The 25,244-nt window shown below is 61.5% G+C and carries 27 protein-coding genes; 10 read left to right on the top strand and 17 right to left on the bottom strand.

Going from position 1 to position 25,244, the window contains the following annotated elements:
- Nucleotides 1-79: 79 nt before the first annotated feature.
- The 6 genes from J5J10_RS14340 to J5J10_RS14315 form a co-directional block, all read right to left on the bottom strand.
- Nucleotides 80-817 (bottom strand): 16S rRNA (uracil(1498)-N(3))-methyltransferase, encoded by a 738-nt coding sequence (locus J5J10_RS14340; protein WP_211930393.1) that lies wholly within the window; start codon nt 815-817, stop codon nt 80-82.
- A 16-nt stretch (nt 818-833) separates the two neighbouring features.
- Nucleotides 834-2,339 (bottom strand): inorganic phosphate transporter, encoded by a 1,506-nt coding sequence (locus tag J5J10_RS14335; RefSeq protein WP_208548482.1) that lies wholly within the window; start codon nt 2,337-2,339, stop codon nt 834-836.
- 172 nt (nt 2,340-2,511) lie between these two features.
- On the bottom strand, nt 2,512-3,018 hold the full coding sequence (locus J5J10_RS14330; protein ID WP_211930392.1) for an NUDIX hydrolase: 507 nt from the start codon (nt 3,016-3,018) through the stop codon (nt 2,512-2,514).
- Between the two features lie 171 nt (nt 3,019-3,189).
- Nucleotides 3,190-3,927, bottom strand: coding sequence for an HAD-IIB family hydrolase (locus J5J10_RS14325; protein ID WP_349252071.1), 738 nt, complete (start codon nt 3,925-3,927; stop codon nt 3,190-3,192).
- Nucleotides 3,927-5,267, bottom strand: coding sequence for a glycosyltransferase family 1 protein (locus tag J5J10_RS14320; protein WP_211930391.1), 1,341 nt, complete (start codon nt 5,265-5,267; stop codon nt 3,927-3,929). The genes J5J10_RS14325 and J5J10_RS14320 overlap by 1 nt, the downstream gene beginning before the upstream one ends.
- 194 nt (nt 5,268-5,461) lie before the next feature.
- Nucleotides 5,462-6,250 (bottom strand): FadR/GntR family transcriptional regulator, encoded by a 789-nt coding sequence (locus J5J10_RS14315; RefSeq protein WP_349252070.1) that lies wholly within the window; start codon nt 6,248-6,250, stop codon nt 5,462-5,464.
- A gap of 161 nt (nt 6,251-6,411) precedes the next feature.
- Between J5J10_RS14315 and J5J10_RS14310 the strand changes: the two genes are divergently transcribed.
- On the top strand, nt 6,412-7,677 hold the full coding sequence (locus J5J10_RS14310) for a DUF3422 family protein (protein WP_208548486.1): 1,266 nt from the start codon (nt 6,412-6,414) through the stop codon (nt 7,675-7,677).
- A gap of 12 nt (nt 7,678-7,689) precedes the next feature.
- Here the strand turns inward: J5J10_RS14310 and J5J10_RS14305 are convergent, their stop codons facing one another.
- Entirely contained in the window at nt 7,690-8,901 is a 1,212-nt protein-coding gene (locus J5J10_RS14305) for an MFS transporter (RefSeq protein WP_211931249.1), read from the bottom strand.
- Nucleotides 8,902-9,027: 126 nt separating this feature from the next.
- On the opposite strand from J5J10_RS14305, the gene J5J10_RS14300 reads away from it, so the two are divergent.
- Nucleotides 9,028-9,834 (top strand): helix-turn-helix transcriptional regulator, encoded by an 807-nt coding sequence (locus tag J5J10_RS14300; RefSeq protein ID WP_211930390.1) that lies wholly within the window; start codon nt 9,028-9,030, stop codon nt 9,832-9,834.
- Here J5J10_RS14300 and J5J10_RS14295 read toward each other — a convergent pair.
- Nucleotides 9,819-10,715, bottom strand: a complete 897-nt coding sequence (locus tag J5J10_RS14295; RefSeq protein ID WP_211930389.1) for a LysR family transcriptional regulator — start codon at nt 10,713-10,715, stop codon at nt 9,819-9,821. The genes J5J10_RS14300 and J5J10_RS14295 overlap by 16 nt on opposite strands.
- A 130-nt stretch (nt 10,716-10,845) precedes the next feature.
- On the opposite strand from J5J10_RS14295, the gene J5J10_RS14290 reads away from it, so the two are divergent.
- From J5J10_RS14290 to J5J10_RS14270, 5 genes are all read left to right on the top strand, one after another.
- On the top strand, nt 10,846-12,279 hold the full coding sequence (locus J5J10_RS14290; RefSeq protein WP_211930388.1) for an FAD-linked oxidase C-terminal domain-containing protein: 1,434 nt from the start codon (nt 10,846-10,848) through the stop codon (nt 12,277-12,279).
- Nucleotides 12,279-13,487, top strand: a complete 1,209-nt coding sequence (glcE, locus tag J5J10_RS14285; protein ID WP_211930387.1) for a glycolate oxidase subunit GlcE — start codon at nt 12,279-12,281, stop codon at nt 13,485-13,487. The genes J5J10_RS14290 and glcE overlap by 1 nt, the downstream gene beginning before the upstream one ends.
- Complete coding sequence (locus tag J5J10_RS14280; protein ID WP_211930386.1) at nt 13,484-13,861, top strand: hypothetical protein; 378 nt, start codon at nt 13,484-13,486, stop codon at nt 13,859-13,861. Before glcE ends, J5J10_RS14280 begins: the two co-directional genes overlap by 4 nt.
- Nucleotides 13,862-13,890: 29 nt before the next feature.
- The gene (gene glcF, locus J5J10_RS14275; protein ID WP_211930385.1) at nt 13,891-15,195 is read left to right on the top strand and encodes a glycolate oxidase subunit GlcF; all 1,305 of its coding nucleotides are present in this window, start codon (nt 13,891-13,893) and stop codon (nt 15,193-15,195) included.
- A gap of 112 nt (nt 15,196-15,307) precedes the next feature.
- Nucleotides 15,308-15,766, top strand: coding sequence for a hypothetical protein (locus J5J10_RS14270; protein ID WP_208548493.1), 459 nt, complete (start codon nt 15,308-15,310; stop codon nt 15,764-15,766).
- On the opposite strand, the gene J5J10_RS14265 is transcribed toward J5J10_RS14270, so the two are convergent.
- The 3 genes from J5J10_RS14265 to J5J10_RS14255 all read right to left on the bottom strand — a co-directional run bounded on the left by J5J10_RS14265 (nt 15,767) and on the right by J5J10_RS14255 (nt 18,140).
- Entirely contained in the window at nt 15,767-16,378 is a 612-nt protein-coding gene (locus J5J10_RS14265; protein WP_249116914.1) for an outer membrane beta-barrel protein, read from the bottom strand.
- A 196-nt stretch (nt 16,379-16,574) separates the two neighbouring features.
- Complete coding sequence (locus J5J10_RS14260) at nt 16,575-17,270, bottom strand: L,D-transpeptidase (protein WP_211930383.1); 696 nt, start codon at nt 17,268-17,270, stop codon at nt 16,575-16,577.
- A gap of 135 nt (nt 17,271-17,405) precedes the next feature.
- Complete coding sequence (locus J5J10_RS14255; RefSeq protein ID WP_211930382.1) at nt 17,406-18,140, bottom strand: L,D-transpeptidase; 735 nt, start codon at nt 18,138-18,140, stop codon at nt 17,406-17,408.
- Nucleotides 18,141-18,346: 206 nt separating this feature from the next.
- On the opposite strand from J5J10_RS14255, the gene J5J10_RS14250 reads away from it, so the two are divergent.
- Nucleotides 18,347-18,976 carry a DNA-3-methyladenine glycosylase I gene (locus J5J10_RS14250; RefSeq protein ID WP_211930381.1) on the top strand — a complete coding sequence of 210 codons (630 nt, stop codon included), beginning with the start codon at nt 18,347-18,349 and terminating at the stop codon, nt 18,974-18,976.
- A 1-nt stretch (nt 18,977) separates the two neighbouring features.
- On the opposite strand, the gene J5J10_RS14245 is transcribed toward J5J10_RS14250, so the two are convergent.
- From J5J10_RS14245 to J5J10_RS14235, 3 genes are all read right to left on the bottom strand, one after another.
- Entirely contained in the window at nt 18,978-19,643 is a 666-nt protein-coding gene (locus J5J10_RS14245) for a DNA-3-methyladenine glycosylase I (protein WP_211930380.1), read from the bottom strand.
- Nucleotides 19,644-19,665: 22 nt separating this feature from the next.
- Nucleotides 19,666-20,370 carry an HAD family hydrolase gene (locus tag J5J10_RS14240; protein ID WP_211930379.1) on the bottom strand — a complete coding sequence of 235 codons (705 nt, stop codon included), beginning with the start codon at nt 20,368-20,370 and terminating at the stop codon, nt 19,666-19,668.
- A 68-nt stretch (nt 20,371-20,438) separates the two neighbouring features.
- Nucleotides 20,439-21,467 carry a YeiH family protein gene (locus J5J10_RS14235; RefSeq protein WP_249116745.1) on the bottom strand — a complete coding sequence of 343 codons (1,029 nt, stop codon included), beginning with the start codon at nt 21,465-21,467 and terminating at the stop codon, nt 20,439-20,441.
- 81 nt (nt 21,468-21,548) lie between these two features.
- Between J5J10_RS14235 and J5J10_RS14230 the strand changes: the two genes are divergently transcribed.
- Together J5J10_RS14230 and J5J10_RS14225 are read left to right on the top strand one after the other, a co-directional pair.
- A complete protein-coding gene (locus tag J5J10_RS14230) occupies nt 21,549-22,454 on the top strand; it encodes a LysR substrate-binding domain-containing protein (protein ID WP_211930377.1) in 906 nt (301 codons plus the stop codon).
- 123 nt (nt 22,455-22,577) lie between these two features.
- Nucleotides 22,578-23,606: a Gfo/Idh/MocA family oxidoreductase gene (locus J5J10_RS14225; RefSeq protein WP_211930376.1), complete on the top strand. Its 1,029-nt coding sequence runs from the start codon at nt 22,578-22,580 to the stop codon at nt 23,604-23,606.
- A 9-nt stretch (nt 23,607-23,615) separates the two neighbouring features.
- Here the strand turns inward: J5J10_RS14225 and J5J10_RS14220 are convergent, their stop codons facing one another.
- From J5J10_RS14220 to J5J10_RS14210, 3 genes are all read right to left on the bottom strand, one after another.
- Nucleotides 23,616-23,993 carry a DUF305 domain-containing protein gene (locus tag J5J10_RS14220; RefSeq protein ID WP_211930375.1) on the bottom strand — a complete coding sequence of 126 codons (378 nt, stop codon included), beginning with the start codon at nt 23,991-23,993 and terminating at the stop codon, nt 23,616-23,618.
- A gap of 69 nt (nt 23,994-24,062) precedes the next feature.
- A complete protein-coding gene (locus tag J5J10_RS14215) occupies nt 24,063-24,479 on the bottom strand; it encodes a hypothetical protein (protein ID WP_211930374.1) in 417 nt (138 codons plus the stop codon).
- Nucleotides 24,476-25,240: a hypothetical protein gene (locus J5J10_RS14210; protein ID WP_211930373.1), complete on the bottom strand. Its 765-nt coding sequence runs from the start codon at nt 25,238-25,240 to the stop codon at nt 24,476-24,478. Before J5J10_RS14210 ends, J5J10_RS14215 begins: the two co-directional genes overlap by 4 nt.
- Nucleotides 25,241-25,244: the final 4 nt, after the last annotated feature.

The following is a 25,244-nucleotide window of genomic DNA, read 5'->3' as shown; positions in this document are numbered from 1 at the left end:
GTTCGCAAGTGAATTTCTTTCAACGGCTTGTCAAAGGCTGTAAACGGCGGCTCGCCCTGTTATCGGAGCTATAGGGGAGTCAGGCCCAGTCCCCGACAGTCGCCTGGATAACGGCCATTGCAGCGACCGCCGCCGTGTCTGCGCGCAGTATCCGTGGACCGAGCGGGATCGCGGTGACGAAATCGCGGCTTCGCAAAAGCTGCCGTTCCTCATCTGAAAACCCGCCTTCCGGTCCGACGAGAAGCGCCAGCCTGCGTTCACGGATCGCCGAAAGCGCCTGGAGAGGGTTTTGCGTGCTGCTATCCTCGTCGCAGAAAATGATGCGCCGATCCGTCGGCCAGGCGTCGAGCAGGTCCTTGAGCTTCTGCGGCGCCTTTACCTTCGGAATTGCCAGCACCCCGCACTGTTCCGCGGCTTCGACGGCGTTGGCCTGGAGACGGTCGATGCTGCCGACCTTGCCCTGCACGTGCTGGGTCATCACGGGCTGCAGAATGCCCGCGCCCATTTCGACCGCCTTCTGCACGAGGTAGTCCATCCGCCCGACTTTGAGCGGTGCGAAGAGGAACATCAGATCACAGGGCGCAGGTTGAGGTCGCGTCTGTTCAACAGCCATCATGACGATCTTCTTGCGGCTTGGAAACTCGACACGCGCTTTCCATTCGCCGTCGCGGCCGTTGAAAAGCAGCAGTTCCGTGCCGGCCTCGTATCGCAGCACGTTGGCGAGATAGTTGAACTGTTCAGGGCTCGCCTCGATCGAAGCTCCCGCCGAGAGAGCGGCTTCGATGTAGAGCCGCTGCATCTTGTAGTTCGCACGCATGGTCGTTCCGTTGTCCCTAGACGAAGACGGCGAACATAACCCAGTAGAGCACGGCGGCAAGGCCGGCCGATGCCGGAACGGTTACGATCCACGCCGCAACAATCGTCATGAAGTGGGAACGGCGGACAAGGTATCGGCGGCGCATCTCATCCGGGTTTGGTGGACGCCGGTCTTCGATCTCCCAGCGGTCCGCCTTCATCCGCATATATTCCATGCGTCGCTTCGAGTTCCTCGTGTACCACTCGCGGAAGAAGCCGACACCGAAAACCGCGCCCACGGCTATGTGTGTGGAACTGACCGGAAGGCCAAAGGCGGAGGCGACGATGACGGTCAGCGCCGCCGAAAGCGCGACACAGAAAGCGCGCATCGGATTGAGCTTGGTGATCTGTTCGCCCACCAGCCTTATCAGGCGCGGACCGAACAGCAGAAGTCCGAGCGAGATGCCGGCCGCGCCGATCACCATGACCCAGAGAGGGATGTGAACATTGGAGGCGATCTCGTGGGATTGGGCCGAATAGACAATAGCCGAAAGTGGCCCGATGGCGTTCGCGACATCATTTGCGCCGTGAGCAAAGGATAGTAGCGCGGCCGAGAAGATCAGTGGCAGTTGGAACAGCCGCCGCAGTGACTGGTTCCGGTTTTCGAGCCCTTCCGACTGCCGCCGGATGAGCGGCACCGCGAGCACCCAGGAGGCGAAGCCGATGACGAGACCGATCAGGAGCGCGACCGGGAGCGTGATCGTCAGGACCCTGTTCAGCCCCTTCAGAGAGATGTAGGCCGCGAAAGCGCCGGCCATCACGGCGATCAGGACAGGAACCCAGCGACGCGCCGAGTCGATCTTGTCGTGCCGGTAGATGATGAATTCCTTGATGAAGGCGAGAAAGAGAGCCGCGACGATGCCGCCAAGCAGGGGCGAAATCACCCAGCTGGCCGCAATGCCACCCATCGATATCCAGTTGACGGCGGAAAAGCCTGCGGCGGCGATGCCCGCACCCATGACGCCGCCGACGACCGCATGCGTTGTCGAGACGGGTGCGCCGATCCATGTTGCAAGGTTTACCCACAGGGCCGAGGAGAGCAACGCGGCGAGCATGGCATAGGTGAAGGCATCGGCATTGCTGACAGAGGCGGGATCTATGATGCCTTTGGATATGGTGGAAACAACGTCGCCGCCGGCAATCAGCGCGCCCGCCGTCTCGAACACGGCGGCGATGATCAATGCCGTGGTCATGGTCATGGCGCGCGAGCCAACCGCGGGGCCGACATTGTTGGTCACATCGTTGGCGCCGATGTTCATTGCCATATAGGCGCCGATGGCGGCGGCCGCCACCACGAGCAAGGCACCGGGTTTGTCCACGACGGTGACGCCGGCGATAAGCGTTGCGGCGATCAGGAAGATGAGCGAGAAACCGAGCGGAGCAAACCGGCGGGAAACGTGCTGCGTCGCCTCTTCCACATAGGTGATCTTGTCCAGATCCTTGTCGAGCGTGGGCTTGTAGAGCTTCGGCTTGGCCTTTGCCATAGACAGTATCTTTCCCGTCCGGGAGCCGGTTATCCGGCTCGGGAGCTATCGTTGTCGCAAGTTCGTGACATCTGGACGTCTTTCCGAATGGAAAACCTCCATCAATGGGGAGACTGCGTAACCGCAATCCCGGCCGCGATCAACATGACATTTCTGTGACAGGCTGATATTCTCAGGAATTCAGGGGCTTCCCGCTGCCAAGGCCATCATTTTTGGCGATTTGCTGCAGCTTGTGGAAAAGGACCTTCAATTCGGGTTCCTGCACCCGTGCGGCCGCCTCCTCGCAATTGACCCATTCCAGCCGACGGGAAGCTTTTTCGGGAAAGTCCTTGGACATGTCCTTCACTTCCAGAAGATGAACCTGCACCTGACAGGTGATCTTCAGGCCGCTGTCCATGCCTTTCGGATAACGGAATGTGCCGAATGGCTCGCGCTCTGCCTTGCCTTTGACGCCAGCTTCCTCCCAAGCCTCCCGTTCGGCGACGGCGTGGGATTTCTTACCCTGCATCGGCCAGCCTTTCGGAATGACCCAACGTCCGGTATCGCGGCTCGTGACCAGCAGCACTTCGATGTCCTGTTGCTTCTTGCGCTTGCGATAGCAGATCGCGGCATATTGCTGGCGCGGTGGGCGGCGCAACATCAGCTGAACGTCATGGGCGATGCGGGTCATCAGGGTCAAGGTTGGCAAATCCTCCTACAGGAAAAGGTAATGTACGTGGCTTGCGCGACAATGGTGTGCGCAGCCCATCAAGCAGAATCGATAGTTGATATGACTATCGCTGGTATCGTTTGCTACTGGTCTGGAACCGTCAAGCCGCGTTTTCTTTGCGCACCAACGGAAAAGTGACCATTATTGGTCTAGCCAGCGGCTGAGGCCTTCCACGATACCGTCCGCCTCGTCTTTGGTGGCGTGGTAGAAGCGGGGTTCGTTCCCGACGATACGCCTGAGTTCGTCCCGACCATTCCGCGGAATGATACCCCGGACATTGGGAAGCTCGAACATGGCTGCGTCATTGCCCGTGTCGCCGGCGACGACGACTTCGTCCAGGGCAATGTCCAGTCGCCCGCATATCCAGCGGAGTGCCATACCCTTATCGGCGGTGGCAGGAAGGATGTCGAGGTCGCGGTCGCTGGAGTAGACCACCTTCACAGACAAACCCTCCGCCCGCAGGCGCGCTTCCAGTTCACCGAGGCTTTCTTCGGTCGCATCGTGAAAATACCAGCTGGACTTCAATGCATGCTGATACCGGTCGGGTTGTCGCTCAAAGCCGGGCAGGCGCTGAAGCACAGCGGCGACCCGTTCGCTGTCGTAGTTTTCGCGCAGTGTCGCCGAATAGATATTTGACAGATCCGGGTCTTCGCCCGCGTGAAGCATCGTTCCGACGCCGCCGATCACGATATCGGCTTCAGGCAGGCCTTCGCCGGCCGTGAATTCCAGTATGTCGTCGACCAGCCGGCCGCTATTGTACACGAGCAGGGGGCGGGTGGACGGATCGAGAGTGTTCCAGAAATCGGCAAAGCGACGGGACGCGTCGCGGTTTCCCGCAAGCGTCCCATCGATATCCGATGAAAACAACCGGATCGCCATCAGTCGCCGTCGTTCCACGGTTCAGCCCAATCGCCCTCGTCCAACATGGCCTGCGCTGCCGGACGGCCCTCGACCAGCGAGATCATCTGCTGCGCGATCCCGGTCCAGGTGAACAGGCTTCGGGCCTTGTGAGCACCCATGCGTGACAGTCGACCGTAAAGCCGTGAGTGCTTGAAAGGCTTCATCATCGTAATGCCAAGATCCTCCTTGTCGAAAGGATCGGCGAAAAGGGCATGTCGGCCGTAGCTGACAGCACGGAAGAGACCGCCATGTACGGTAATGACGGTTGGCGTGCCGCTTGCCATCGCCTCGATTGCGGTCATCCCGAACGGCTCGTAGCGGCTCGACAGCACGAACATATCGGCGGCCCGGTAATAGTCGGGAAGATCTTCGTCCGCGATGAAGCCTGAGAAATCCACACGATCCTCAATGCCGAGTGTTTTTACACGTTCATGCAACTCGTCCAGGATCTTCTGCTCCTGCTCGTCCAGGTTCTCCCCGCCGAGCGCAAGATGCAGGCGCGCGTCCGGCACGCGTTCCGCCATCACCGAAAATCCGTCGATCAGCAGGTCGTAACCCTTGTTGGTCGCAAGTCGACCAAGTGCCAGGACCACCTTGCCTTCGAACCCAAGGCGGTTGCGGATCATCTGTCGAGAAGCGTTCGAAACCGGATAGAAGCGATTGTCGTCATAGCCGGGCGGGATCATGTGCACGCGGCTCTTCGAAAGACCGTAGTCTTCCTGAAGCATGTCGAGCTGGATGGGCGTCGTCGCCACGACCAGCTGGCAGCTTCGGTAGATGATCAGCTCGTGCTGGATACGTTCCTTGAAATTAAACTCTTCCTCGAACTTGTCCGCACGCTCGGGATAGTCCGTCTCCATCTGGCGCTTTTTCCAAAGACCGAGAGAGTGTGGCGTGTGGATGTGCGGAATTCCCAACGCTTCCGACAGTCGCTGACCTGCCACGCCGCCGTCCCAGTAGTGGCTGTTCACGAACTGGTAGGTGAGTTGTTCGCGCTTTATGAAGCGCAACGCCTTCTCACCCCATTCAGTGAGGTATCGGTGCAGGTACTCCTTCGGAATAAAGTCTTTTCCACCGCACGGTATGCGCACGACCCTGACAAGTTCGTCAACCTCGTCTATTTCCGGCTGGTCTTCGAAGCGACGCGTGTAGATGTCCACCTTGTGGCCGAGCTGCGCCAGTTTCTTGGCGAGCTCAAGCACGTAGACGACCTGGCCTCCTGTATCCGCCGCGCCCAGAGGTGGGTGGGCAGCCACATAGCCGTGGGTTGAAACCAGCGCAATACGCGGCACTTCGGACGTGTCGTTTTGAGTGTGCATGGTGATCCAATGTTAGAAATGTCTTGCTGCTGAAGCAAGATAAAAACGCTATGGGCTCCTATTTGTTCCTTGAAAGAGAATTTTTTTTCCACCCTTGTGCCGGTAAATACTCCAGAGGCTGGCCAAACATCCCAATGTGTGGCGATTAGCAGAGTTTGGAGCGGATCAGCACTGTCACCGGTTGAGGTGCTGCGTCAGGGAGTAGTTGGTCCCTGTCGTTGCAGAAGCCTCAGCCGCGAGACACGCCCGCGTTCGTCCGCACGTTCGGCATCATCGACAGCCTGCCTGACGAAGTCGATATGAGCCTGGGCAGCGCCCTTGGCGGCGGCCGGGTCGCTTGCCATGATCGCATTGTGAATGTCCAGATGCTGAGCGAGCAGGGCAGCGCCCGAATTGCCGTAGCGGAACACGGCCTGGCGATTGAAGAATATGCCTTCGCTGAGGAGCCGGTAGCAGGCGCGCATCGTGTGCAGCAGGATGATGTTATGTGCTGCTTCGCCGATTGCGTTGTGAAACTCCACATCGGCTTTGAGTTCATCCTCCGCCCGTCCTTCGGCATGAGCCTTCCTCATGTCGTTCACGATACGGGAAAGCAGCGCCTTGTCGGTGTCTGTTGCGCGGACGGCGGCCAGTTCGGCGGTCAGACCCTCGAGCTCCCGACGGTATTCCAGATAGTCCCGGCTGGCGCGCGAATGGCGGGAGATCAGTTCGATCACCGGTCGTGAGAAAACCTGTCCGATGATGTCGGCGACAAACGTGCCGCCACCATGATGGCTGACGAGAAGTCCGCGACCTTCGAGCTGTTTCAGCGCCTCCCTCAGGATCGGACGCGAGACGTCGAGTTCTGCGGCGAGGTCACGTTCCCCCGGCAACCGGTCGCCGTCGCGCAGCACGCCGTCAAGGATCAGGCCCTCGATCTGTCGCACCACCTCGTCCGCGGTGCGACCATGACTGATACTGGAAAACAGCTTGTTGTCGTCCACGGGCGGCCTCCTCAGACGATGTCTACCGGTGCGCGGAGGCATGGTCAAATAATTGATCCACTTTGACGGCATCAGTCCGAAATGCGGCAAAAGAGTAGACTGCCGCCGGCCCCTGATATTTGTTAAGGATGAAGGAGACGGGCAACCGCTGGAGGGATCGCGTGGCAGGTGGTGGATTTGCATTTCCGGTTGCACCGGAGCGGGCTCTTGTTCTGGGGGAGATACACGCGCGTCCATACGCGCTGGTCAAAACGAGCCGCGTCATTTTTCAACTTGCGTTTATGATGGACGGCGGATCGGCTGTGCACCACTCCGTAATATCGGAACTCGCGCGCGCTCGCGGTGTTTCTCCGCCCGACAAGAATGCCAGGCATCACGCGATGGCCTGGGGGCAGGGCACGCTCCGGTGGGAGCGGCATACGGAGTTTTCAACCTTCTTCTGGGACGGGCCTCTTCCGGAAAAATTCGGCGGCGAGGTGGCGGTCCATCCGTTTGGCGACGGTTTCTCGCCTCCTGGCTCCCTGATGTCGGGAATACGCCTCGAGATCCGTCCGGATGGTCCCGAGGCAGAGGCTGCGATTGCCTGCTTCGATCCCGCAAGTCTCTGCTACAGCGATCTGAAGAAGGGGCAGGCGGCGGTTCTCACGGACTTCTGTCAGGACGGTAACGGGTTGACGCAGATTTTGCTCATCGATCACGGCCTGACAGATGCGGGGCGGGGGGCGGTGGTGCAGAGGCTGCTCGACATCGAGACCTATCGCACGCTCGCGATGCTCGGACTGCCGCTCGCACAGACGCTCTCGCCCGAGATGCGACGGATCGAGGACGGGCTGACTGCGGTGACGCAGCGGATGAAGGCGAACGCTCGGGAAGAATCCGACGCGATCCTGTCGGAGATCACCCGGCTTGCTGCCGAACTCGAGGCCAATGCCGCGCTTAGCCTATACCGTTTCGGCGCCTCGCGGGCCTATGATGGCATCGTCCGCGAGCGGGTGCGCGCCCTCGATGAAAGCCCCGTGCCCGGTTACGAAACATTGGGCTCGTTTCTGGAGCGGCGCCTGGCGCCCGCCATGCGCACCTGTCAGTCCGTGGAAGAGCGCCAGGCGAACCTCTCCCGCAAGCTTGCCCGCGCGACGGGGCTCGTCCGCAGCTGGATCGACGTGGAGATGGAGCGCCAGAACGGCGACCTACTGGCCGCGATGAACCGGCGGGCGGAGATGCAGTTGCGCCTGCAGCAGACCGTCGAGGGACTCTCCGTCGCGGCCATCTCCTATTACGTCGTGGGCCTCTTGGGTTACCTCTTCAAGGCGATCCCGCACGAGATACTGCCGGTCGATCCGGCGATGCTGACGGGACTTTCGGTGCCGATCGCAATTCTGGGTGTCTGGTGGGTTGTCCGCCGGATCAGGCGGCATCACGACGTCTGATCCGGTCGTCTATCAGGCCGTTGCCTTGAGAGCGTGTCGTTTACCCTTGCCGATCGCTGGCAGAAAGACCGTCAGCAGTCCAAGCAGAGGCAGGTAGGAGCAGATCGTGTAGACGAATTCGATGCCGTGGCTATCGGCGATCACGCCGAGCACGGCCGCGCCGATACCGCCGACGCCGAAGGCAAGGCCGAAGAACAGCCCGGCGATCATGCCGACGCGACCGGGCACCAGTTCCTGGGCAAACACCACGATCGCCGAGAAGGCGGAGGCGAGCACGAAACCAATTACGACCGTGAGCACGATGGTCAGCGTGTAGCCCGCATAGGGCAGTGCCAGCGTGAAGGGCAGGGCGCCCAGGATCGAGAACCAGATCACGAACTTCGTCCCGAACCAGTCCGACATCGGGCCGCCCGCAATCGTTCCGACCGCCACCGCGCCAAGGAAGACGAACAGCAGAATCTGTGCCTGCTGCACCGAAACGCCGAAGCGCTCGATCACGTAGAACGTGTAGTAGCTCGACAGGCTCGTCATGTAGAGGTGCTTGGAAAACACCAGCACGGCCAGGACGGCGATTGAGAACAGCACTCGGTTTCGCGACATAAGATTCTGCGGGATGGCGACGGGGCGTTTGGCGTTGGTCCTGCGATGATCCGCATACCAGCGCCCGACGCGCCAGAGGATCGTCATGCCGACGAGCGCGATGACGGCGAACCATGCGACGCTCTCCTGGCCGCGGGGCAGGACGATAAAGGCCGCGAGCAGCGGGCCTATGGCCGTGCCGAAATTGCCGCCCACCTGGAACAGCGCCTGAGCCAGTCCATGACGCCCGCCCGAGGCAAGCCGTGCGACGCGGGAGGCCTCGGGATGGAAGATTGATGAGCCCAGACCGACGACGCCGGCGCCCAGAAGCAGCATCCAGTAGCTGTGTGCATAGGCAAGCAGCACGAGGCCAGTGAGCGTCGAGGCCATTCCGGCGGCTAGCGAATAGGGTAGAGGACGCTTGTCGGTGTACATGCCGACTAGCGGCTGCAGGAGCGAGGCCGTCACCTGGAACACGAACCCGAGCAGGCCGATCTGCGTGAAGTCGAGCGCGTAGCTGTCTTTGATCATCGGGTAGAGCGCCGGGATCAGAGACTGCATCGTATCATTGAGCATATGGCAGATGCTAATCGCCATGATGATACGGAAGACAGTGTCCTCTGCCCCAGGGGCACCCACGCTCATCGTCGTATTGCTCACGGAGATGTTTCCTCGATTTGTTTTTCGTCATGTCATAGGTCGGTTGTCGTCCGGCGGCTTTCGTGATTTGGTCCAGTTGTTTTGCAAGTGGGCCAAGCCGGGAGCGCGCAGATGGATTTCGAGTTTCTGCACAGCCTGAGGGACATCGACGGTGCCAATCTACCGGTGAAGTCGATGGCGCGCCGCTACGCCGCTGGTCATCAGGTGCCTGCGCACAACCACAATCGCGCTCAACTGCTCTATGCCAGCGAAGGCGTGGTGATCGTCTCGACGAGGGAGGGACGATGGATGATCCCGCCCGAGCATGCGCTGTGGATTCCGCCCCATGTGGAGCATGCGGTGGAGATGCTGGTGGATGTGAAGATGCTGTCGCTTTACCTCGCCGCCGATATCGTGCCGGGCCTGCCGGACGCCTTCCGGGTCATGAACGTGACCGACCTCGCGCATGAGCTGCTCGTCGCCGCCGTCGAGCCCGCGCCGGAGGATGATGTTCCGGGACGGCTCGAACTGGTAACACCGCTGCTGTTGCACGTCATTCCAACGCTGCCGCAGGTGCCGCTCGGTTTGCCCTTTCCTGCCGATCCGCGCTTCGCCGCCCTTTGCCGCCGCTTTATGGCGGCACCCTCTCCCGATGTATCGATCGAGCATTGGGCGGCTGAACTCTCGATGAGTCGGCGATCCTTCACCCGTGCGTTTCGGCGACAGACGGGACTCAGTCTCTCCACATGGCGGCAACAGGCGTCGGTCTTTTCCGCCCTGCCGCGTCTGGCTGCCGGCGAACCGGTTACCGGTGTTGCGCTCGATATGGGTTACGACAGCATTGGGGCCTTCATCACCATGTTCAAGCGGGTTCTCGGCGCCTCGCCGCGCGCCTACCTGACAGCCCGTGGCGGAAATCGGTCTCAGCGTTCCCAGTAGGGGGTAGGGCCATAAAGGTCGGCGAGGAAGTCGATGAAGAGACGCACTTTTGCCGGTAGAAATTGCCGGCTCGGATAGACGGCGGAGAGCTGGACATTCGATGAACCTTCATAGTCCGGCAGGACCTGAACCAGCCTGCCGCCCCTCAGTTCGGGGCCGACATCCCATGTCGAGCGCAACGCAATCCCGAGGCCGGATATGACGGCCTCTCGTATCACCTCACTGGAATTGGTGACAAGCATGCCCTCGGGGCGAATGTTGATCATGCCCTCCGGTCCCTTGAGGCGCCATGAATCCTGGTTGTGGGCCGGCAGGCACCGATGGTGTTTCAAATCCTCGATCGCCTTCGGAACACCATATCGTTCGATGTATCCGGGCGCGGCGCACAGAACGCGTCGGACGGGCGCCAGACGCCGGGCGACAAGGCTGGAGTCGGTGAGTTCGGCGATCCGGATCGCAAGGTCGAAACCGCCGCCGACGATGTCGGTGAAGTCGTCCGAAAGCACGAGGTTGATAGCGAGCTCTGGATGGGTCTCCATGAAGCGGATAAGATGCGGCGCGATATGCATGCGCCCGAACGAGGTGGGCGCGGAGATTTTCAGTGTTCCGCGCACCTCCGAGGAACGACCGGCGGCGAAGGCTTCCGCCTCTTCCAGACCAGCCAGCACCGCCAGCACGCGTTCATGAAAGCCCTGTCCAGCTTCGGTAAGGGAAATCTGCCGCGTCGTTCGCTGCAGCAGGCGAGTGCCCAGTCGATCCTCAAGTCGCTTGATGCGTTTGGAGACGACCGCGGGCGACAAGTTCAGCGCGCGTGCAGCAGTCGACATGCTGCCTGTCGAGATCACACGGGCAAAGACTTCCAGATCGCCGAGATTGGTCATGAGCTATTCTTTCCGAAATCGTCATAAGTTTATACCATTTGCGCCTTCGCGGGTGAAGTGGTAAAGAAATAATACCAATTGCGGGTGTGTGGCCGCATCGTGTATGCCTTTATCAAAAGGGGAGGCCTTCATGACGGAAGCGATAGCGTTCATCGATCCCGATCCGACGATCCTGTCGCGGCGGGCCGAAATCGTTGCCGACCTTGCCGATCTCCTGCCGCCCGAGCGCTTGATCCACGAGCCTTTCGAGCTCGTGCCGTTTGAGACCGATGGATTTCTCGCCTATCGGCGTCGACCTCTGGCGGTCGCGCTGCCGGAGACCACGGCACAGGTGGCGGGGGTCATGCGTTATTGCCACAAGTATGGAATCCCGGTCGTGCCGCGCGGAGCCGGCACCTCCCTTTCCGGCGGCGCGATACCGCAGGAGGATGCGGTCGTGATCGGGTTGTCTGCGATGACTCGCATTCTTGAGGTCGACTACGCCAATCGATGTGCAACGGTTCAAGCCGGTGTCACCAACCTGTCGATTTCCGAGGCGGTGTCCGCCGATGGTTTCTTTTACGCACCTGACCCATCGTCGCAGCTCGCCTGCACCATCGGTGGCAATATCGGCATGAATTCTGGCGGCGCGCACTGTCTGAAATATGGGGTTACGACCAACAACCTCCTGGGCGTGAAGATGGTGCTGGTCGACGGCACGATCATCGAGCTCGGCGGCAAGGCCCTCGATGCCGAGGGGCTTGACCTGCTTGGTCTCGTCTGCGGCTCCGAGGGCCAACTCGGCATCGTCACCGAGGCGACGGTCCGCCTGCTCGCCAAGCCCGAGGGGGCAAGGCCCGTGCTTTTCGGTTTCGACAGCTCCGAGGCTGCCGGTGCCTGCGTTGCCGACGTTATCGGCGCCGGAATTGTCCCTGTTGCCATTGAGTTCATGGACAAGCCCGCCATCGAAATCTGCGAGGCCTTCGCCAAGGCCGGCTATCCTCTCGACGTTGAAGCCTTGCTGATCGTCGAAGTCGAGGGCTCAGAAGAGGAGATGGAGGCGATGCTCGCAAGCGTCGTCGAGATCGCCAAGCGCCATGGCGTCAGGACTGTCCGCGAAAGCCAGTCGGCAACCGAGGCGGCGCTGATCTGGAAGGGGCGCAAATCCGCTTTCGGGGCGACGGGACGCATAGCCGACTATATCTGCATGGATGGCACCGTTCCGCTCGGGCAATTGTCCTATGTGCTGCGCAAGACCGAGGAAATTGTAAGGCGCTATGGCCTGCGTTGCGCCAACGTCTTCCACGCCGGCGATGGCAACATGCATCCGTTGATCCTCTACAATATCAATGACCCCGAGGACGCGGCGAAGGCCGAGGCCGCCGGTATGGATATTCTAAGGCTCTGCGTGGATGCTGGCGGCTGCCTGACCGGCGAGCATGGTGTCGGCATCGAGAAGCGAGACCTGATGCGCCATCAGTATACTGACGCCGACCTGGCTCAGCAGATGGCCGCCCGGGCAGCCTTCGATGCCGACTGGATCCTCAACCCGTCGAAGGTGTTTCCGCTCGAGGGGAGAGGCTGATGCTGTCGCCGAACACGGAAGCCGAAGCCGCCGATATCATCCGCGCGCACGCCGACAAACACATGCCGCTGGAAATCGTCGGCGGTGGCACTCGGGGTGGGCTGGGAAACACGGTCCGAGCCGATGCGGCGATTTCCTCTGCCGGCCTGACGGGCATCGTCGCCTACAACCCGGCCGAAATGGTCATCACCGCTCGCGCTGGCACCACGATTGCCGAGATCGAGGCGGCCTTGGCCCAGAACGGCCAGATGATGGCCTTCGAACCGATCGACCATCGCGGCATCATGGGGACAACAGGCGAGCCCACCGTCGGTGGACTGTTTTCCACCAATGCCTCCGGACCCCGCCGTCTGTCTGTCGGTGCCGCGCGTGATCACCTGCTTGGCGTACGTTTCGTCAATGGTCGTGGTGAGGCGGTCAAGGCCGGTGGCCGGGTGATGAAGAACGTTACAGGCCTGGATCTCGTCAAGCTGCTCGCCGGATCGCATGGCACGCTGGGTTTTTTGACCGAAGTGACCTTCAAGGTCCTTCCGCGTCCTCGCCGCGCCGAGACGCTGGTACTATCGGGTCTCGATGACGAGCTGGCGACAAAAGCGATGGCCGCGGCCATGGCGCTGCCGCTCGAAGTGTCCGGCGCTGCTCACCTGCCGGAAAGCGTCAGGGGTCGTTTCATCAGCGGCCAGTTGCCCGACGGTCCCGCGACCGTGCTTCGCATCGAAGGGCTCGACGCCTCGGTTTCGCTGCGAATGGAGAAGCTGACCGCCGCGATGAATGGCTTTGGTTCCGCCGAACGTCTTGGTCCTGACCAGACCGCCGAACTGTGGTCGCAGATTCGCGACGTTGCACCCTATGCCGATGGTACTATGCGCCCGCTCTGGCGCGTCTCGGTGGCCCCAACGGAAGGCGAAAAGCTCGTCGCGGCCCTGCGGCTGGAAGCGGGCGTCGATGCCTTTTACGATTGGCAGGGCGGTCTCGTGTGGATGCGTATGGAAGCCGACCCCGAGGCGGACCTCGTCCGGCGTTACGTCAAGGCGCTCGGCGGCGGCCACGCCACGCTTGTCAGGGCTCCGGCGCATGTGCGCGAAGCAACATCCGTTTTCCAGCCGCTGACCCCGGCCGTAGCCGCTCTCACGGAGCGATTGAGAGAAAAATTTGACCCGGCGGGCATCTTCAACCCCGGCCGCATGGCAAGAGGAGAAGCAGCGTGACCGACCCGTACTCGCAGATCCCGCAGCGTCCCGAGCAGAGCTGGTTGGAACCCGGCAAGCTCAATGTCCAGCTCGTCTACGGTCTCTATATCGCCAGCCTCGTGCTCGGCGTCAGCTCGATCGTCGGCGTCGTCATTGCCTATATCAATCGGGGCAAGCTCGGCGGCTGGGTCGAGACGCACTACACCTGGGCGATCCGCACCTTCTGGATCGGGCTTCTCTACTCGCTGATTTCGCTGGTGCTGAGCTTCATCGTCATCGGCGTGCTCGGCTTCATCGCCACGCTCGTCTGGTTCATCGTCCGTGTCGTCATCGGGCTTCAAAAGGCTGGTCGCGAGGAGCCGATCAGCAACCCCGAGGGCTGGATCGTCTGAGGTCGAGACCTCGCAACTGGAGTACCATCGTGCAAACCAATTTCACCGCCGAGCAGCTCACCGATCCGCATGTGGCGGAGGCCGAGGGTATTCTGCGCAAGTGCGTGCATTGCGGTTTCTGCACGGCCACCTGTCCGACCTATGTGACGCTCGGCAACGAGCTCGACAGCCCTCGTGGCCGTATCTACCTGATCAAGGACATGCTGGAGAACGACCGACCTGCCGACAAGGATACGGTCACCCATATAGATCGCTGCCTCTCCTGTCTCGCCTGCACGACGACCTGTCCCTCCGGCGTCGATTACATGCATCTGGTCGACCACGCCCGCATCCACATCGAAAAGACCTATCGCCGGCCGTTCATGAACCGGCTGACGCGTAACATCCTGGCGCTGGTGCTTCCGTATCCTGCACGGTTCCGCGCGGCCCTGACGCTTGCGAAACTCGGTCGTCCGTTCGCGGGCATCTTCAAATCGATCTCACCGCTGAAGCCGTTTGGCGCAATGCTGGAGTTGGCCCCGGCGAGGATACCGGCGTCGTCGTCTTTCGCCCGTCCGGCAACGCACACCCCAACGACCGCAAGGCGCGGTCGGGTCGCCATCCTCACCGGTTGCGCCCAGCCTGTGCTCGACCCCAGGATCAACGAGGCAACCATCCGTCTGCTGACGCGGCTCGGCGTCGAGGTGGTCGTGCCCGAGGGTGAGGGTTGTTGCGGTGCGCTGGTCCACCATATGGGCCGCGAGGAGCAGTCGCTGCAGGCCGCTCGTCGTAACGTCGATGTCTGGATGCGGGAGGTGCGAAACGGCGGCCTCGACGCGATCATTATCACCGCGTCCGGTTGCGGTACGACGATCAAGGACTATGCACATATGCTGCGCCTCGACCCGGCCTATGCTGACAAGGCCGCCCGAGTCTCGGCGCTTGCGAAGGACGTGACAGAATACCTCGTTTCGCTCGATCTGCCGCCTCAGGAGAAGAAGGGTCTGACGGTCGCCTATCATTCCGCCTGCTCGATGCAGCACGGCCAGAAGATCACCATGCCGCCGAAGCTCCTTCTGAAGAATGCGGGCTTTGCGGTGAAGGACCCGGCGGAAGGGCACCTCTGTTGCGGGTCGGCCGGCACCTACAATATCCTCCAGCCGGACATCTCTGCCACGTTGAAAGCCCGCAAGGTCAAGAACATCGAGGCGACGAAGGCGGACGTCATCGCCGCCGGAAATATCGGCTGCATCACCCAGATCGCGAGCGGCACCGCCATTCCAATCGTCCACACGGTCGAGTTGCTGGACTGGGCCTATGGCGGCGAACGGCCGGGGGCGCTGGCCGACCGGTGACCTGTCCCACCGTGATACGATTGCCCGCTCGGTCGCTAAGTTAGAAATTAAGAATTTCCCGATACAGTCGTCGCTTGAGGGCATTCGACTTGCCACCTGGAGGAGGTGCGACATGAACGGACGTCTAGCGGCATTCGGCGCGATCGTTCTCGCCCTGTGGCCGGCTGTCGCCGCCGCTGATCTGGTCTATTGCGCGACTGACGACAAGTGGTTGAAGTTGTCGGTGGAGACCATGCTATCCGATGACAAGGACAAGGAACCCGTGCGATTTCGCGGAGCTATGTTGCTGAAGCAGGCGGCGATGCCGGGTGACCACAGGGCAATGCGTTTCAACGGATCGATGATGCGGCGATACTGGGGCGAGGGCGACGACGTGAAGCTTCGCCTGTCCTCCGAAAGTCGTTTCGGCAAGCCGTTGTTGACGCTGGATATTGATCTCGGCAACCGCCAGGCCGATATCGGCCGCATACGCTTCTCAGGATCCTATTCGATGGTATTGGACCCCCAGGCGAAACCGCAGTCCGGTACGGACGCCGCCCTGAAGGGCCAGCTTCTCTGTCAGGTCCGCTGATCACCAACTGTATGTGAGCCCGGCGTTGACCGCGTTCGTGAGGATGCGGGTCTTCAATGTCGCGCCGCTGTCGATCTCGGCATCGACCCAGGAATAATTGCCCTTGTACTCCACGAATGCGGACCATGCATCCGTGAACCTGTAGGCAACGCCGGCCTGCGTCTGGATTGTCGGTCCACCGATCTGGTACTCGCTGGTCTCGTTGCCGTTACGCGTTACCTCGACATGCGGAATGTTGACGCCGGCGCCAGCGCCGACATAGGGCACGAATCTCGACCCCTCAATCGGAAAACGATAGAGAGCATTGACGGTCAGAAGATTGATACCGTCGGTGAATTCGAAATGGTCCCAGCCGCTCTCGGCAAGCGTCTCGTCGTCCGCGTAAACCTTGGCATGGGTGTAGTCGATCGACAGGCCGAGATTGGGTCGGCCGAAATCCTCCAGCCACCATGTCGCCCTTGCGCCGTAATAGGGCGGCATCGAAAACGACTTGCCCTCCCAGCCCGCCGTGAAGTCCGGCTCGTCCGAAACCTCGACCTCGCTGTGCGGCGCCGACTGAAAGCCGCCATAGATCGAAACAGCCATTTCCGCTTTTGCTGGCAGTGCTGCCATGAAAACGGCGAGGTAGATCCCGATGAGTGTCAGGGCAGGCTTCTGAATCATGAAAGGTGTCCGCGCTTGAATATATGCGGCGCACCTTACAGGCCTTTTGTATCGGTTATTTGTCTGCCTTTGTGACAGGCTCGAACAACAAAAAATGGCCGGACGCGGCTTCCGCTGTCCGGCCAGATGAGCTGATTGGGTGCGGTCAACCGCCGAACATCGTGCGCAGAATGTCGATGCCCTTGTCCTGGAAGCTTACTTCGCCCTGGCGGTTTCCGGGTCCGACCACGATGACCTTGGTGCCGACATCGGCACGAGCATAGAGATGCTCCACGTCCTTGTTCATCATGCGAATGCATCCGGACGACATGTTCTGACCGATGGTCCAGGGCTGGTTTGTCCCGTGAATGCGGAAGATCGTGTCGCGTCCGCCCTTGTAGAGGTACATCGCGCGTGCGCCGAGGGGATTGTCCGGGCCGCCCTTTTGGACGATCGGCAGGATATGGCCCTTGGCGGCTTCGCGGGCGCGCATCGATGCCGGCGGGCGCCATTCCGGCCATTCCGCCTTTCGGCCGATCTTCACCACGCCCGACCAGCCGAAGCCGTCGCGACCGACGCCGACGCCATAGCGGGTCGCGCGGTTCTTGCCTTCGACGTAGTAGAGAAACTTGTTGTTGGTATCGATGATGATTGTGCCGGGTTTTTCGTCCGTCACGAGATGCACCACGCGCCGCTTGTACTTTTCAGCCACCTGCTTCTTCTGGGCGACCAAGACCACGTCGTTGCGGCTGTCCGCAGGCACGGCGTTCCCGGCATTTGTAAACGCGTGTGCGGATACCGGCGTCATGACGCTGGTAATGGCCAAGGCAGCAGCGGCCGCGGCATTGACGTATTTCGACATGATAATCCCTCTCAATCCTCAGGGGCGAGAGGTTTACCCAAGTTTCGCCGCAATTCAAGGCCGAGCCGTCACGGTAAAGCGGAATTGAAGATCTTCCGGCAGTAAAGTTATGCCGGAAGATCAATCATTGGCAATTCAGATCACGATGACCTTGGTTCCGACGTTCACGCGCTCGTAGAGGTCGACGACGTCCTCGTTGCGCATGCGAATGCAGCCGGAGGAAACACCCGAGCCGATCGTCCATGGCGCATTAGTGCCGTGGATACGGTAGAGCGTTGAGCCGAGATACATGGCACGCGCGCCGAGCGGGTTTTCGGGGCCGCCTTCCATGCGTGCCGGAAGGTAATGGCCCTTGGCAGCTTCTCGAGCGATCATTTCCTTCGGCGGCACCCAGCTCGGCCATTCGCGCTTCGCCGTGACCTTATGCGTCCCGGCCCATTCGAAGCCAGGTTTGCCGACCCCAACGCCGTAGCGGCGTGCCTGTCCGCCCTCCATCACGAGATAAAGGAAACGGTTGTTCGTATCGATCACGATCGTGCCCGGTTTCTGGGCTGTGTCGTAGGCGACGATCTGCGGCAGGAACTGCGGTTCGATCTGTGTCCTGACGGGATTGTTCGGCCGCACCGCGACCGGCTGCATCTGCTGCTGGCCCCGCAAGATCTGGCCGGCAGGCGATCGCGGTTGGGGCGCCGCCGGCCGCGCGTAGACCCGCGGTCGAACGTCGGCACCGCCAAGTTGCATTACCCAGGGCGCGCTGAGATCGGGACTGACGATCACGGGTGGCCGCTGCTGATAGCGGTCATTGGCCGTGGCCGGATGCAACGTCGCCAGCACCAGGCCGGCTGCCAGAAGCAGGGATGTCTTCATCATCGGATCTACTCGCTACTATCAACCGAAGAACGGGGAGCACGGCGCTCCATCCCCGCGATGCTGGCATCATGCACCTGCCCATTTGGTAAAGAGAGGCTCATGAAAAGGCTGCCGATCCCGTAAACCTTTCGTCAGGGTTAGCGCCCGGTTTTGAAATCCGGTGAACAAATGGTAAACGCCTCCGACCAAGACGGAGAATCATCCCGATGCACACCGACGGCCTGATCACCGGCGAAGACGGTCTTTCCCGCTGCTTCTGGCACGGCGGGCTGGAGGATTACCGGCGCTATCACGACGAGGAGTGGGGCCGTCCAGTCACCGACGATCATCGCCTGTTCGAGAAGATCTGCCTCGAAGGTTTCCAGTCCGGTCTCTCGTGGCTGACAATCCTCCGGAAGCGCGAGGCGTTCCGGGATGCCTTTGCCGGCTTCGATTTCCGCAAGGTTGCGGTCTTCGGCGATGATGATATCGCCCGTTGTCTCGCCGATGCAGGCATCGTCCGCCATCGCGGCAAGATCGTCTCGACCATCAACAATGCCCGCCGCGCTGTCGATCTGGTGGCGGAATTCGGCTCGCTGGCGCGTTATTTCTGGAGTTTCGAACCGCCGGCCTCGGAACGCCCCCCGACAATGGACTACGCGACGCTGAAGGCAAACCCGACCTCGCCGACCTCCGTGCGCCTGTCGAAGGACCTGAAGAAGCGTGGCTGGACCTTTGTCGGCCCGACTACCATCTATGCCTTCATGCAGGCCATGGGCCTAGTCAACGACCATATCGAGGGCTGCTGCTGCCGCGACAAGGTCGAGGATATGCGTCGCGCCTTCAAACGGCCCTGACCTAATCGATCGTGACCGCCAGCACGCGACTGATTTCGGTCAGCGACCGGCCTGACTGGCTTCGCCACGTGTTGAAGGCCTGCTGAACCGCCGCCATGTCCCGCGCCGAACTCGGGACCTTATCGACCACGCCTTCCGCGATCAAGCGGTTCACGACGCTTTGCGACAGGATGAAACTCTCCAGGCCGGAGAACCGCAGGAAATACTGCCCTGTATTGCCGCCCAGCCTGGCGCCGCGCTTTTTCAGGAGATCCAGCAGTCCAACATAGTTCTCCGCCGGCCAATCGGCGAAGAACCTGCCGGCGCTTCCATGTTCCGTCGCGATATCCGCGATGAACCGTGCGTTCTCCTGAACCGCCCTGATCTTCGGACCATGCCGCACGATCCGGCTGTCGGAAACGAGCCGCTCGAAATCCTCGTCGTGCAGCATGGCGCAGCGGCCGATATCGAAGCCGTCGAAGGCCGCCTCGAACCCCGGCCACATGGCGTCCACGACCTTCCAGTTGAATCCGGACTGGAAGATGCACTTGGTCATCAGGGCCAGGAAACGGTCGTCCGGCGTGGCGGTGATCTCTGTCCTCGGCTTTGGAAACTGCAGCGTCGCTTCCAACTCGGCGGCACCCTTGCGCTCAACCGCCATCGCCCACAACTCATCGAACGTGCGCATGTCTCCCCCTCTTTGACGATAGTTAGCGAAGCTGTTCGATCAGGTCGGGCAGTTCACCCAGATGGCCGATCTCCCGAAAACGGGGCGCATCGGCGGGTTTGTCCACATGCTCCAACACCCAGGTCAGTTCGTGCGGCACGAACACGCCCCAGGCGCCGGCGGCGATCGCCGGCACGACATCCGACTTCAGCGAATTGCCGATCATCATCGCCCGCTCCGGTCCCTCGCCGTTTTTGCCGAAGATCCGGCGGTAGGTGGTTGCAGACTTGTCGGACACGATCTCGACCGCGTCGAAATAGTCGCCGAGCCCCGACTGCGCCAGCTTGCGCTCCTGATCGAACAGGTCGCCCTTGGTGATCAGCACGAGGAAATGTTTTCCGACAAGCGCTTCGAGCGCGTCTCGCGCATGCGGCAGGCATTCGACGGGATGGTTGAGCAGTTCGCGGCCGATCGACAGGATATCGGCAACAACTTTCGTCGGCACCCGCCCTTCCGTAATCTCAAGCGCCGTCTCTATCATCGAAAGCGTGAAGCCCTTGATGCCAAATCCGTAGTGGCTGAGGTTACGCTTCTCCGCCTCCAAAAGCCGTTCGGACACATGCTCGCCCTCGGCAAAGTCTGCGAGAAGCGAGCGGAAATGCTCCTCGGTCAGCCGGTAATACTGTTCGTTCTGCCAAAGCGTGTCGTCGGCGTCGAAACCGACAACGGTGATGGGATGCTTGCTCATCGGACGATCCGTCCTGTCTTGTCGCGTTCTGCGAACCATAGGAGGCGGTTGCGGCGAAGGGAAGGCCGTCACGGTATTCCGAGCACTGCGATGAGGATAAGGCTCAATCCGCCGAGCACCAGCAGCGAGATCACCGCAGCCAGCATCACGCGACCGCCGGCTCGTGCCGTATGGCGGATATCGACCGAAAGCCCCAGCGCCGCCATCGCCACGATCGTGAGCATGCCGGATGCCTCTGCCAACGGTGCAAGCGCCATCGGCGGAATGAGGTCGAGCGACCGCATTGCCATGAGCAATGCGAAGCCGACAATGAACCATGGTACCATGTGCCTGAGCGAGGGTCGCTGATGTCTCCCGCCGTGAATGAGGCCGAGCGCGAAGATCACGGGTCCGAGCATAAGCACACGGATCAGCTTCACCAGGGTTCCGGTCTGGATACTCGCGATACCGATCGGTGCGGTCGCGGCGAGAACCTGCGGCACGGCATAGACCGTCAGGCCTGCAAAGGTGCCGTACTGGATGTCGGAGAGGCCGGCGACGGTGTTGAGAACAGGCATGCCGAGCACGACCGCCACGCCCAGAACGGCGGTAAAGGCGATCGAAGCCGCCACATCGTCGGGTTTCGCATCGATCACCGGCGCCGTTGCAGCGATTGCCGAATTGCCGCAGATGGAATTGCCGCAGGCGATCAGCGTCGCGAGCTTGGGCGGCAAGCCGACAGCACGGCCGACCCAATAGCTGAGCAGGATCGAGACGACGACGGTGAGCGCGATACCCGCGACCAGCCAGGCGCCGGCGCGGCCCAAGGCTTCGAGGCTGATCGATGCGCCGAGCAGGACCACCGCGCATTCCAGCAGGATACGGGCGGAAAAGTCGATGCCGGGATCGAAGCGTCGGTGAAGACTGAATGTCGAGCGAACCAGCGTCCCGACCACAATCGCCAGCACCAGGCTTTCAAGCCAGCTGTGGCCGAATACGCTGAACTCAAGCTTTTCCAGCATGACCGCCGCGAGTGTGACGAGGAGGCTGAGGGCAATGCCGGGCAGGTGACGGATGGATTGGGAAAGTTGGGGCATCGAGGATGATCCGTTGTCCATCCGCATTTCCCATACCCTCATGTGGCTTTCCATCGAATAGTATGTCAGTATTCGTTCGATAAAATCGAATGATGTCGCCTCATGACTTTTGAACAACTTGCCATCTTCATCGCCGTGGCTGAACGCGAGCATCTGACGCGTGCCGCGGATGCAATCCATCTGACGCCATCGGCCGTCAGTTCCGCGATCCGCAAGCTTGAAGCCTTCTATCGGGTGACGCTGTTCAATCGTATCGGGCGCCGAATCGAACTGACGCGGGAAGGGCGCGCCTTCCTGCCGGAGGCCCGTGCGGTTTTGGCGCGTGCCAAGGCAGCCGAGCTCATGCTGGCTGAAATGGGTGGCCTTGCCCGCGGCTCGCTCGCCGTCCGGGCCAGCCAGACGGTGGCAAGCTACTGGTTGCCGCCAATGCTCATGCGCTTCCATGCCGATCATCCCGGTATCAACCTCGCCCTAACGACCGGCAATACGGCGACCGTGACGCGTGCCGTCCTCGATGGCGAAGCCGATCTGGGTTTTGTCGAGGGACCGGTCGACGAGCCGGCGCTTTCCGTGACGCGGGTCGCCGACGATGAAGTCGTCGTGGTCGTGGCGCCGGATCACCCCTGGGCGACCGGACAGGCGCTTGAATTCGGGGATCTGGCGGAGAGCGGACGCTGGGTCATGCGCGAGGCGGGTTCCGGTACGCGCGCCGTCTTCGAGGATGCCCTCGCCACGAACGGCATCGACCGCGCCCGGTTGGTGATCGTACTGGAACTTCCGTCCAATGAGGCGGTCCTGTCGGCTGTCCGGACCAGTGGCTGCGCGGCTGCCGTTTCCCGCATCTCGGCGGAAACGCTGTTGCTTGAAGGGCATCTCGTCAGGGCGAACATTGCGCTCCCGGCGAGGCAGTTTTCGCTCCTGCGTCACAAGGAGCGCCGCGTCAGCAAGGCCGCGCTGGTGCTGACGGAACTCTGTCTTTCCCTTACCGACGCCACGATGAAGGTCTGACCTGTTAGCCTTGCAATGCGGACCACGCTCTGCATGATGCCGCCCGACGACCGTTTGGAGGGTCGAGGCGATAATGCCGTCGCTGTCGTCCTCGCGGTGCCAAACGCGGAAAGGATGTCGCACGTGACGAAAACGCGGATTGCGCTGGTCGGCCTCGGTATGGCCGTCACTCCCCACGCTCGGGGGCTGATGGATCTCTCCGGCAAAGTCGAGGTCGCCTACGCCTTCAGCCCGAGCGAGGCGCGGCGGCGGGCCTTCGGCGAGAAATTTCCGTTTCCGCTTTGCGACGACATCGAAACGATCCTCGCGGATGATAGCGTCGACGCCGTCGCTATCCTGACTCCGGCCAATACGCATGGCGAACTGGTCGAGCGCTTCGCCCGCGCCGGCAAGCACGTGCTTCTGGAAAAGCCGCTCGACATCACCACGGGCCGCACGGAAAAATTGGTGGCGGTCTGCCGAGAGGCTGGCGTCAAGCTTGGCGTGGTGCTGCAGCACCGGTTCCGCCCGGCGGGGGAGACGCTGGCGAAACTGATCCGCGACGGCGATCTCGGAGCGATTGTCGGTTGCTCCACCATCATCCGGCTCTGGCGTCCACAGGGCTACTACGATGAACCCGGCCGTGGAACCTTCGCGCGCGATGGCGGCGGTGTGCTGATGTCGCAAGGTATCCATACGCTGGATCTGATGCTGAGCTTGGCGGGACCCATCAGCGACGTAACCGGTTTCGCGGTCACGACGCCGGTGCATCGCATGGAGACGGAAGACATGGTCTGCGCCACCGTGCGTTTCGAAAATGGCGCCATTGGCACGATCGACGCGACCACGGCCGCCTTTCCGGGTTTCGCCGAAGAAATCATCCTGACCTGCGAGAAGGGCACCGCCGTGCTGCGGGGAACGGAACTCTTAGTGCAGTTGCAGGACGGCCGCCGGATTACGATTGAACCCGACCGCTCGGCCGGCGGCACCGGCGCCGACCCGATGGCGTTTCCGCATGACTATCATCGCGCTGTGATGGCGGATTTCGTCGATGCGATCCGGAGGAACCGCGAGCCGAGGGTCACCGGCGAGGAGGCGCTCAAGGTGCACCGCCTGATCGACGCGCTGATCGAAACGGGCCGCACCGGCGGACCGGTGCGGCTTTCTTCGTGAGACTTGCGGCTACTGCTGGCCGTTCTTCGCCAGCCAGTCCCGCATGAAGGCGATTTCGCCTTCCTGCGCAGCGATCACCTCTTCGGCAAGCTTTCGGATCTCCGGGTCTTTGCCGTGTTCCAGCACGATCCGCGCCATGTCGATGGCGCCCTGATGGTGCGGGATCATGCCACGCACGAAATCGACATCGGCGTTGCCGCTGTAGGCAATCGCCATGTCGGTATGCATGCGCGCATTGGCCTCTTCGAAGGCCTTGGTAGAAGGCGTCGCGTCGTCCGAATGATCCATTGCGGCATGGCCGCTGTGATCGGTGGCCTCCTGGGCATGGGCGATCGTGATGCCAGCGACGGCGATGACGGTCGCGGCGAGAAGTGTCTTCAAGGACATGATGTTTCCCTTTCTGAACGGGACAGAATTTAAACTCTGCCGGCTTTCCGGCGGTTGCATTCGGTCGCGTCAGTAACGGGGAGGAGGATCGAGCGGTGCCCGTGTAAGCGAAACGAGGCGGATGGAGTTCCGCGCGGCTTCGGCGGCACGGGCGGCTTTGCCCGGCAGGGGCGAACGGAACTCCGCCGGCAAGGTCAGGCAAGCCGTGCAATGGGCCGTCAGCTTCAGGATTTTCGCTGGAGCGTGCTCGGTATTATCGTTCATCACCGACTGGTCGGCTGTGTGCACAGCGGAGTGGGGACAATCCGCCTCCATCGTGCCTGCCGGCAGTTCGGCCATAACGGCGGCCGACGCCACGCCAACCATGCCGGTGAACGGCATGGCGCCGTAGGCGAGCGCCGAAAGGACCAGCAGGAGGCGGATCATCGCTGTCATGGCGTCGACTTTATCCGCCTTCTTGTCCAAAGTCAGGCGGCGTTTGGTCACATCGTGGTGTTCGTCGCGGCGATGACGGTGTGCACGATCTTGTAGTCGCCGCTCTCCTCGCCGAGTGGCGCCACCGGCCATTCCCATTGCGCGCTATGATAAGGCGGGACGACACCGAACAGCAGGTCGAATGCCTCGTGCAGATGCCCCGTACGGTCGATGACAGCATACGATATGTCCGTCACGAGGCAGGTCGCGCAGGGCAGGTTTTGCATCCCTTTGACATGCGCCGAAACGAGTTCCCTGGCAGGGTCGGCCCAGTCTTCGCCGGTCTGTTCCATCCGCCGTTTCACCGCCATGCCCATCTGCGAGGCGAGATTGGCCGAAACGACGAAGTCGAGATAGGGAACCTGCCGCAGGAAGGCGAGCGGTTCCGGATCCTGCACGCCGCTGCCCGCATCGAAACCCGAAACATCGCGTTCGATCAATCGCACGTTATGCAGCCGCTGTCGCCGAAGCCTGAACCGCACGCTGGCGAGATGCACGAGGTCGACCAGCACCACCGTGTCGAAGATCTGCGACAATTCGCGGATCGGCACGTCGCGCAGCAAGCCGGAGCCGAGCACGACCGCCGTTCGCCTCTGCTTCAACGTCGCGGCGGCGGCAAGGATCGTCGCCTTCGTCTGGTCTTCGTGCCCGCGCCACGCCTTCGCGCAACGGTTCGCGCGGGACCAGAGGTTTACGGAATAGCGGATCGCACCGCGATGCGCGGGCGTGGTCAGCGGCCATGTCGCCGCATAATTCAGGACTTCGAGGATCATGGAT

Origin of the sequence: Ciceribacter sp. L1K23 (genome assembly GCF_018122705.1) — a bacterium.
Classification (GTDB): Bacteria; Pseudomonadota; Alphaproteobacteria; order Rhizobiales; family Rhizobiaceae; genus Allorhizobium.
Note: the sequence above shows the minus strand (reverse complement) of the source record. Positions and strands in the feature narration are given on the sequence as shown.

What these genes read in the sequence shown, in the direction of transcription:
- J5J10_RS14255 (WP_211930382.1), bottom strand. Translation starts at nt 18,140, where the DNA reads ATGATGAAGACATCCCTGCTTCTGGCAGCCGGCCTGGTGCTGGCGACG.
- J5J10_RS14245 (WP_211930380.1), bottom strand. Translation starts at nt 19,643, where the DNA reads ATGCGCACGTTCGATGAGTTGTGGGCGATGGCGGTTGAGCGCAAGGGT.
- J5J10_RS14290 (WP_211930388.1), top strand. Translation starts at nt 10,846, where the DNA reads ATGACGGAAGCGATAGCGTTCATCGATCCCGATCCGACGATCCTGTCG.
- J5J10_RS14240 (WP_211930379.1), bottom strand. Translation starts at nt 20,370, where the DNA reads ATGAGCAAGCATCCCATCACCGTTGTCGGTTTCGACGCCGACGACACG.
- J5J10_RS14235 (WP_249116745.1), bottom strand. Translation starts at nt 21,467, where the DNA reads ATGGACAACGGATCATCCTCGATGCCCCAACTTTCCCAATCCATCCGT.
- J5J10_RS14305 (WP_211931249.1), bottom strand. Translation starts at nt 8,901, where the DNA reads ATGAGCGTGGGTGCCCCTGGGGCAGAGGACACTGTCTTCCGTATCATC.
- J5J10_RS14300 (WP_211930390.1), top strand. Translation starts at nt 9,028, where the DNA reads ATGGATTTCGAGTTTCTGCACAGCCTGAGGGACATCGACGGTGCCAAT.
- J5J10_RS14325 (WP_349252071.1), bottom strand. Translation starts at nt 3,927, where the DNA reads ATGGCGATCCGGTTGTTTTCATCGGATATCGATGGGACGCTTGCGGGA.
- J5J10_RS14250 (WP_211930381.1), top strand. Translation starts at nt 18,347, where the DNA reads ATGCACACCGACGGCCTGATCACCGGCGAAGACGGTCTTTCCCGCTGC.
- J5J10_RS14220 (WP_211930375.1), bottom strand. Translation starts at nt 23,993, where the DNA reads ATGTCCTTGAAGACACTTCTCGCCGCGACCGTCATCGCCGTCGCTGGC.
- J5J10_RS14260 (WP_211930383.1), bottom strand. Translation starts at nt 17,270, where the DNA reads ATGTCGAAATACGTCAATGCCGCGGCCGCTGCTGCCTTGGCCATTACC.
- J5J10_RS14335 (WP_208548482.1), bottom strand. Translation starts at nt 2,339, where the DNA reads ATGGCAAAGGCCAAGCCGAAGCTCTACAAGCCCACGCTCGACAAGGAT.
- J5J10_RS14265 (WP_249116914.1), bottom strand. Translation starts at nt 16,378, where the DNA reads ATGGCAGCACTGCCAGCAAAAGCGGAAATGGCTGTTTCGATCTATGGC.
- J5J10_RS14210 (WP_211930373.1), bottom strand. Translation starts at nt 25,240, where the DNA reads ATGATCCTCGAAGTCCTGAATTATGCGGCGACATGGCCGCTGACCACG.
- J5J10_RS14320 (WP_211930391.1), bottom strand. Translation starts at nt 5,267, where the DNA reads ATGCACACTCAAAACGACACGTCCGAAGTGCCGCGTATTGCGCTGGTT.
- J5J10_RS14340 (WP_211930393.1), bottom strand. Translation starts at nt 817, where the DNA reads ATGCGTGCGAACTACAAGATGCAGCGGCTCTACATCGAAGCCGCTCTC.
- J5J10_RS14230 (WP_211930377.1), top strand. Translation starts at nt 21,549, where the DNA reads ATGACTTTTGAACAACTTGCCATCTTCATCGCCGTGGCTGAACGCGAG.
- glcE (WP_211930387.1), top strand. Translation starts at nt 12,279, where the DNA reads ATGCTGTCGCCGAACACGGAAGCCGAAGCCGCCGATATCATCCGCGCG.
- J5J10_RS14270 (WP_208548493.1), top strand. Translation starts at nt 15,308, where the DNA reads ATGAACGGACGTCTAGCGGCATTCGGCGCGATCGTTCTCGCCCTGTGG.
- J5J10_RS14295 (WP_211930389.1), bottom strand. Translation starts at nt 10,715, where the DNA reads ATGACCAATCTCGGCGATCTGGAAGTCTTTGCCCGTGTGATCTCGACA.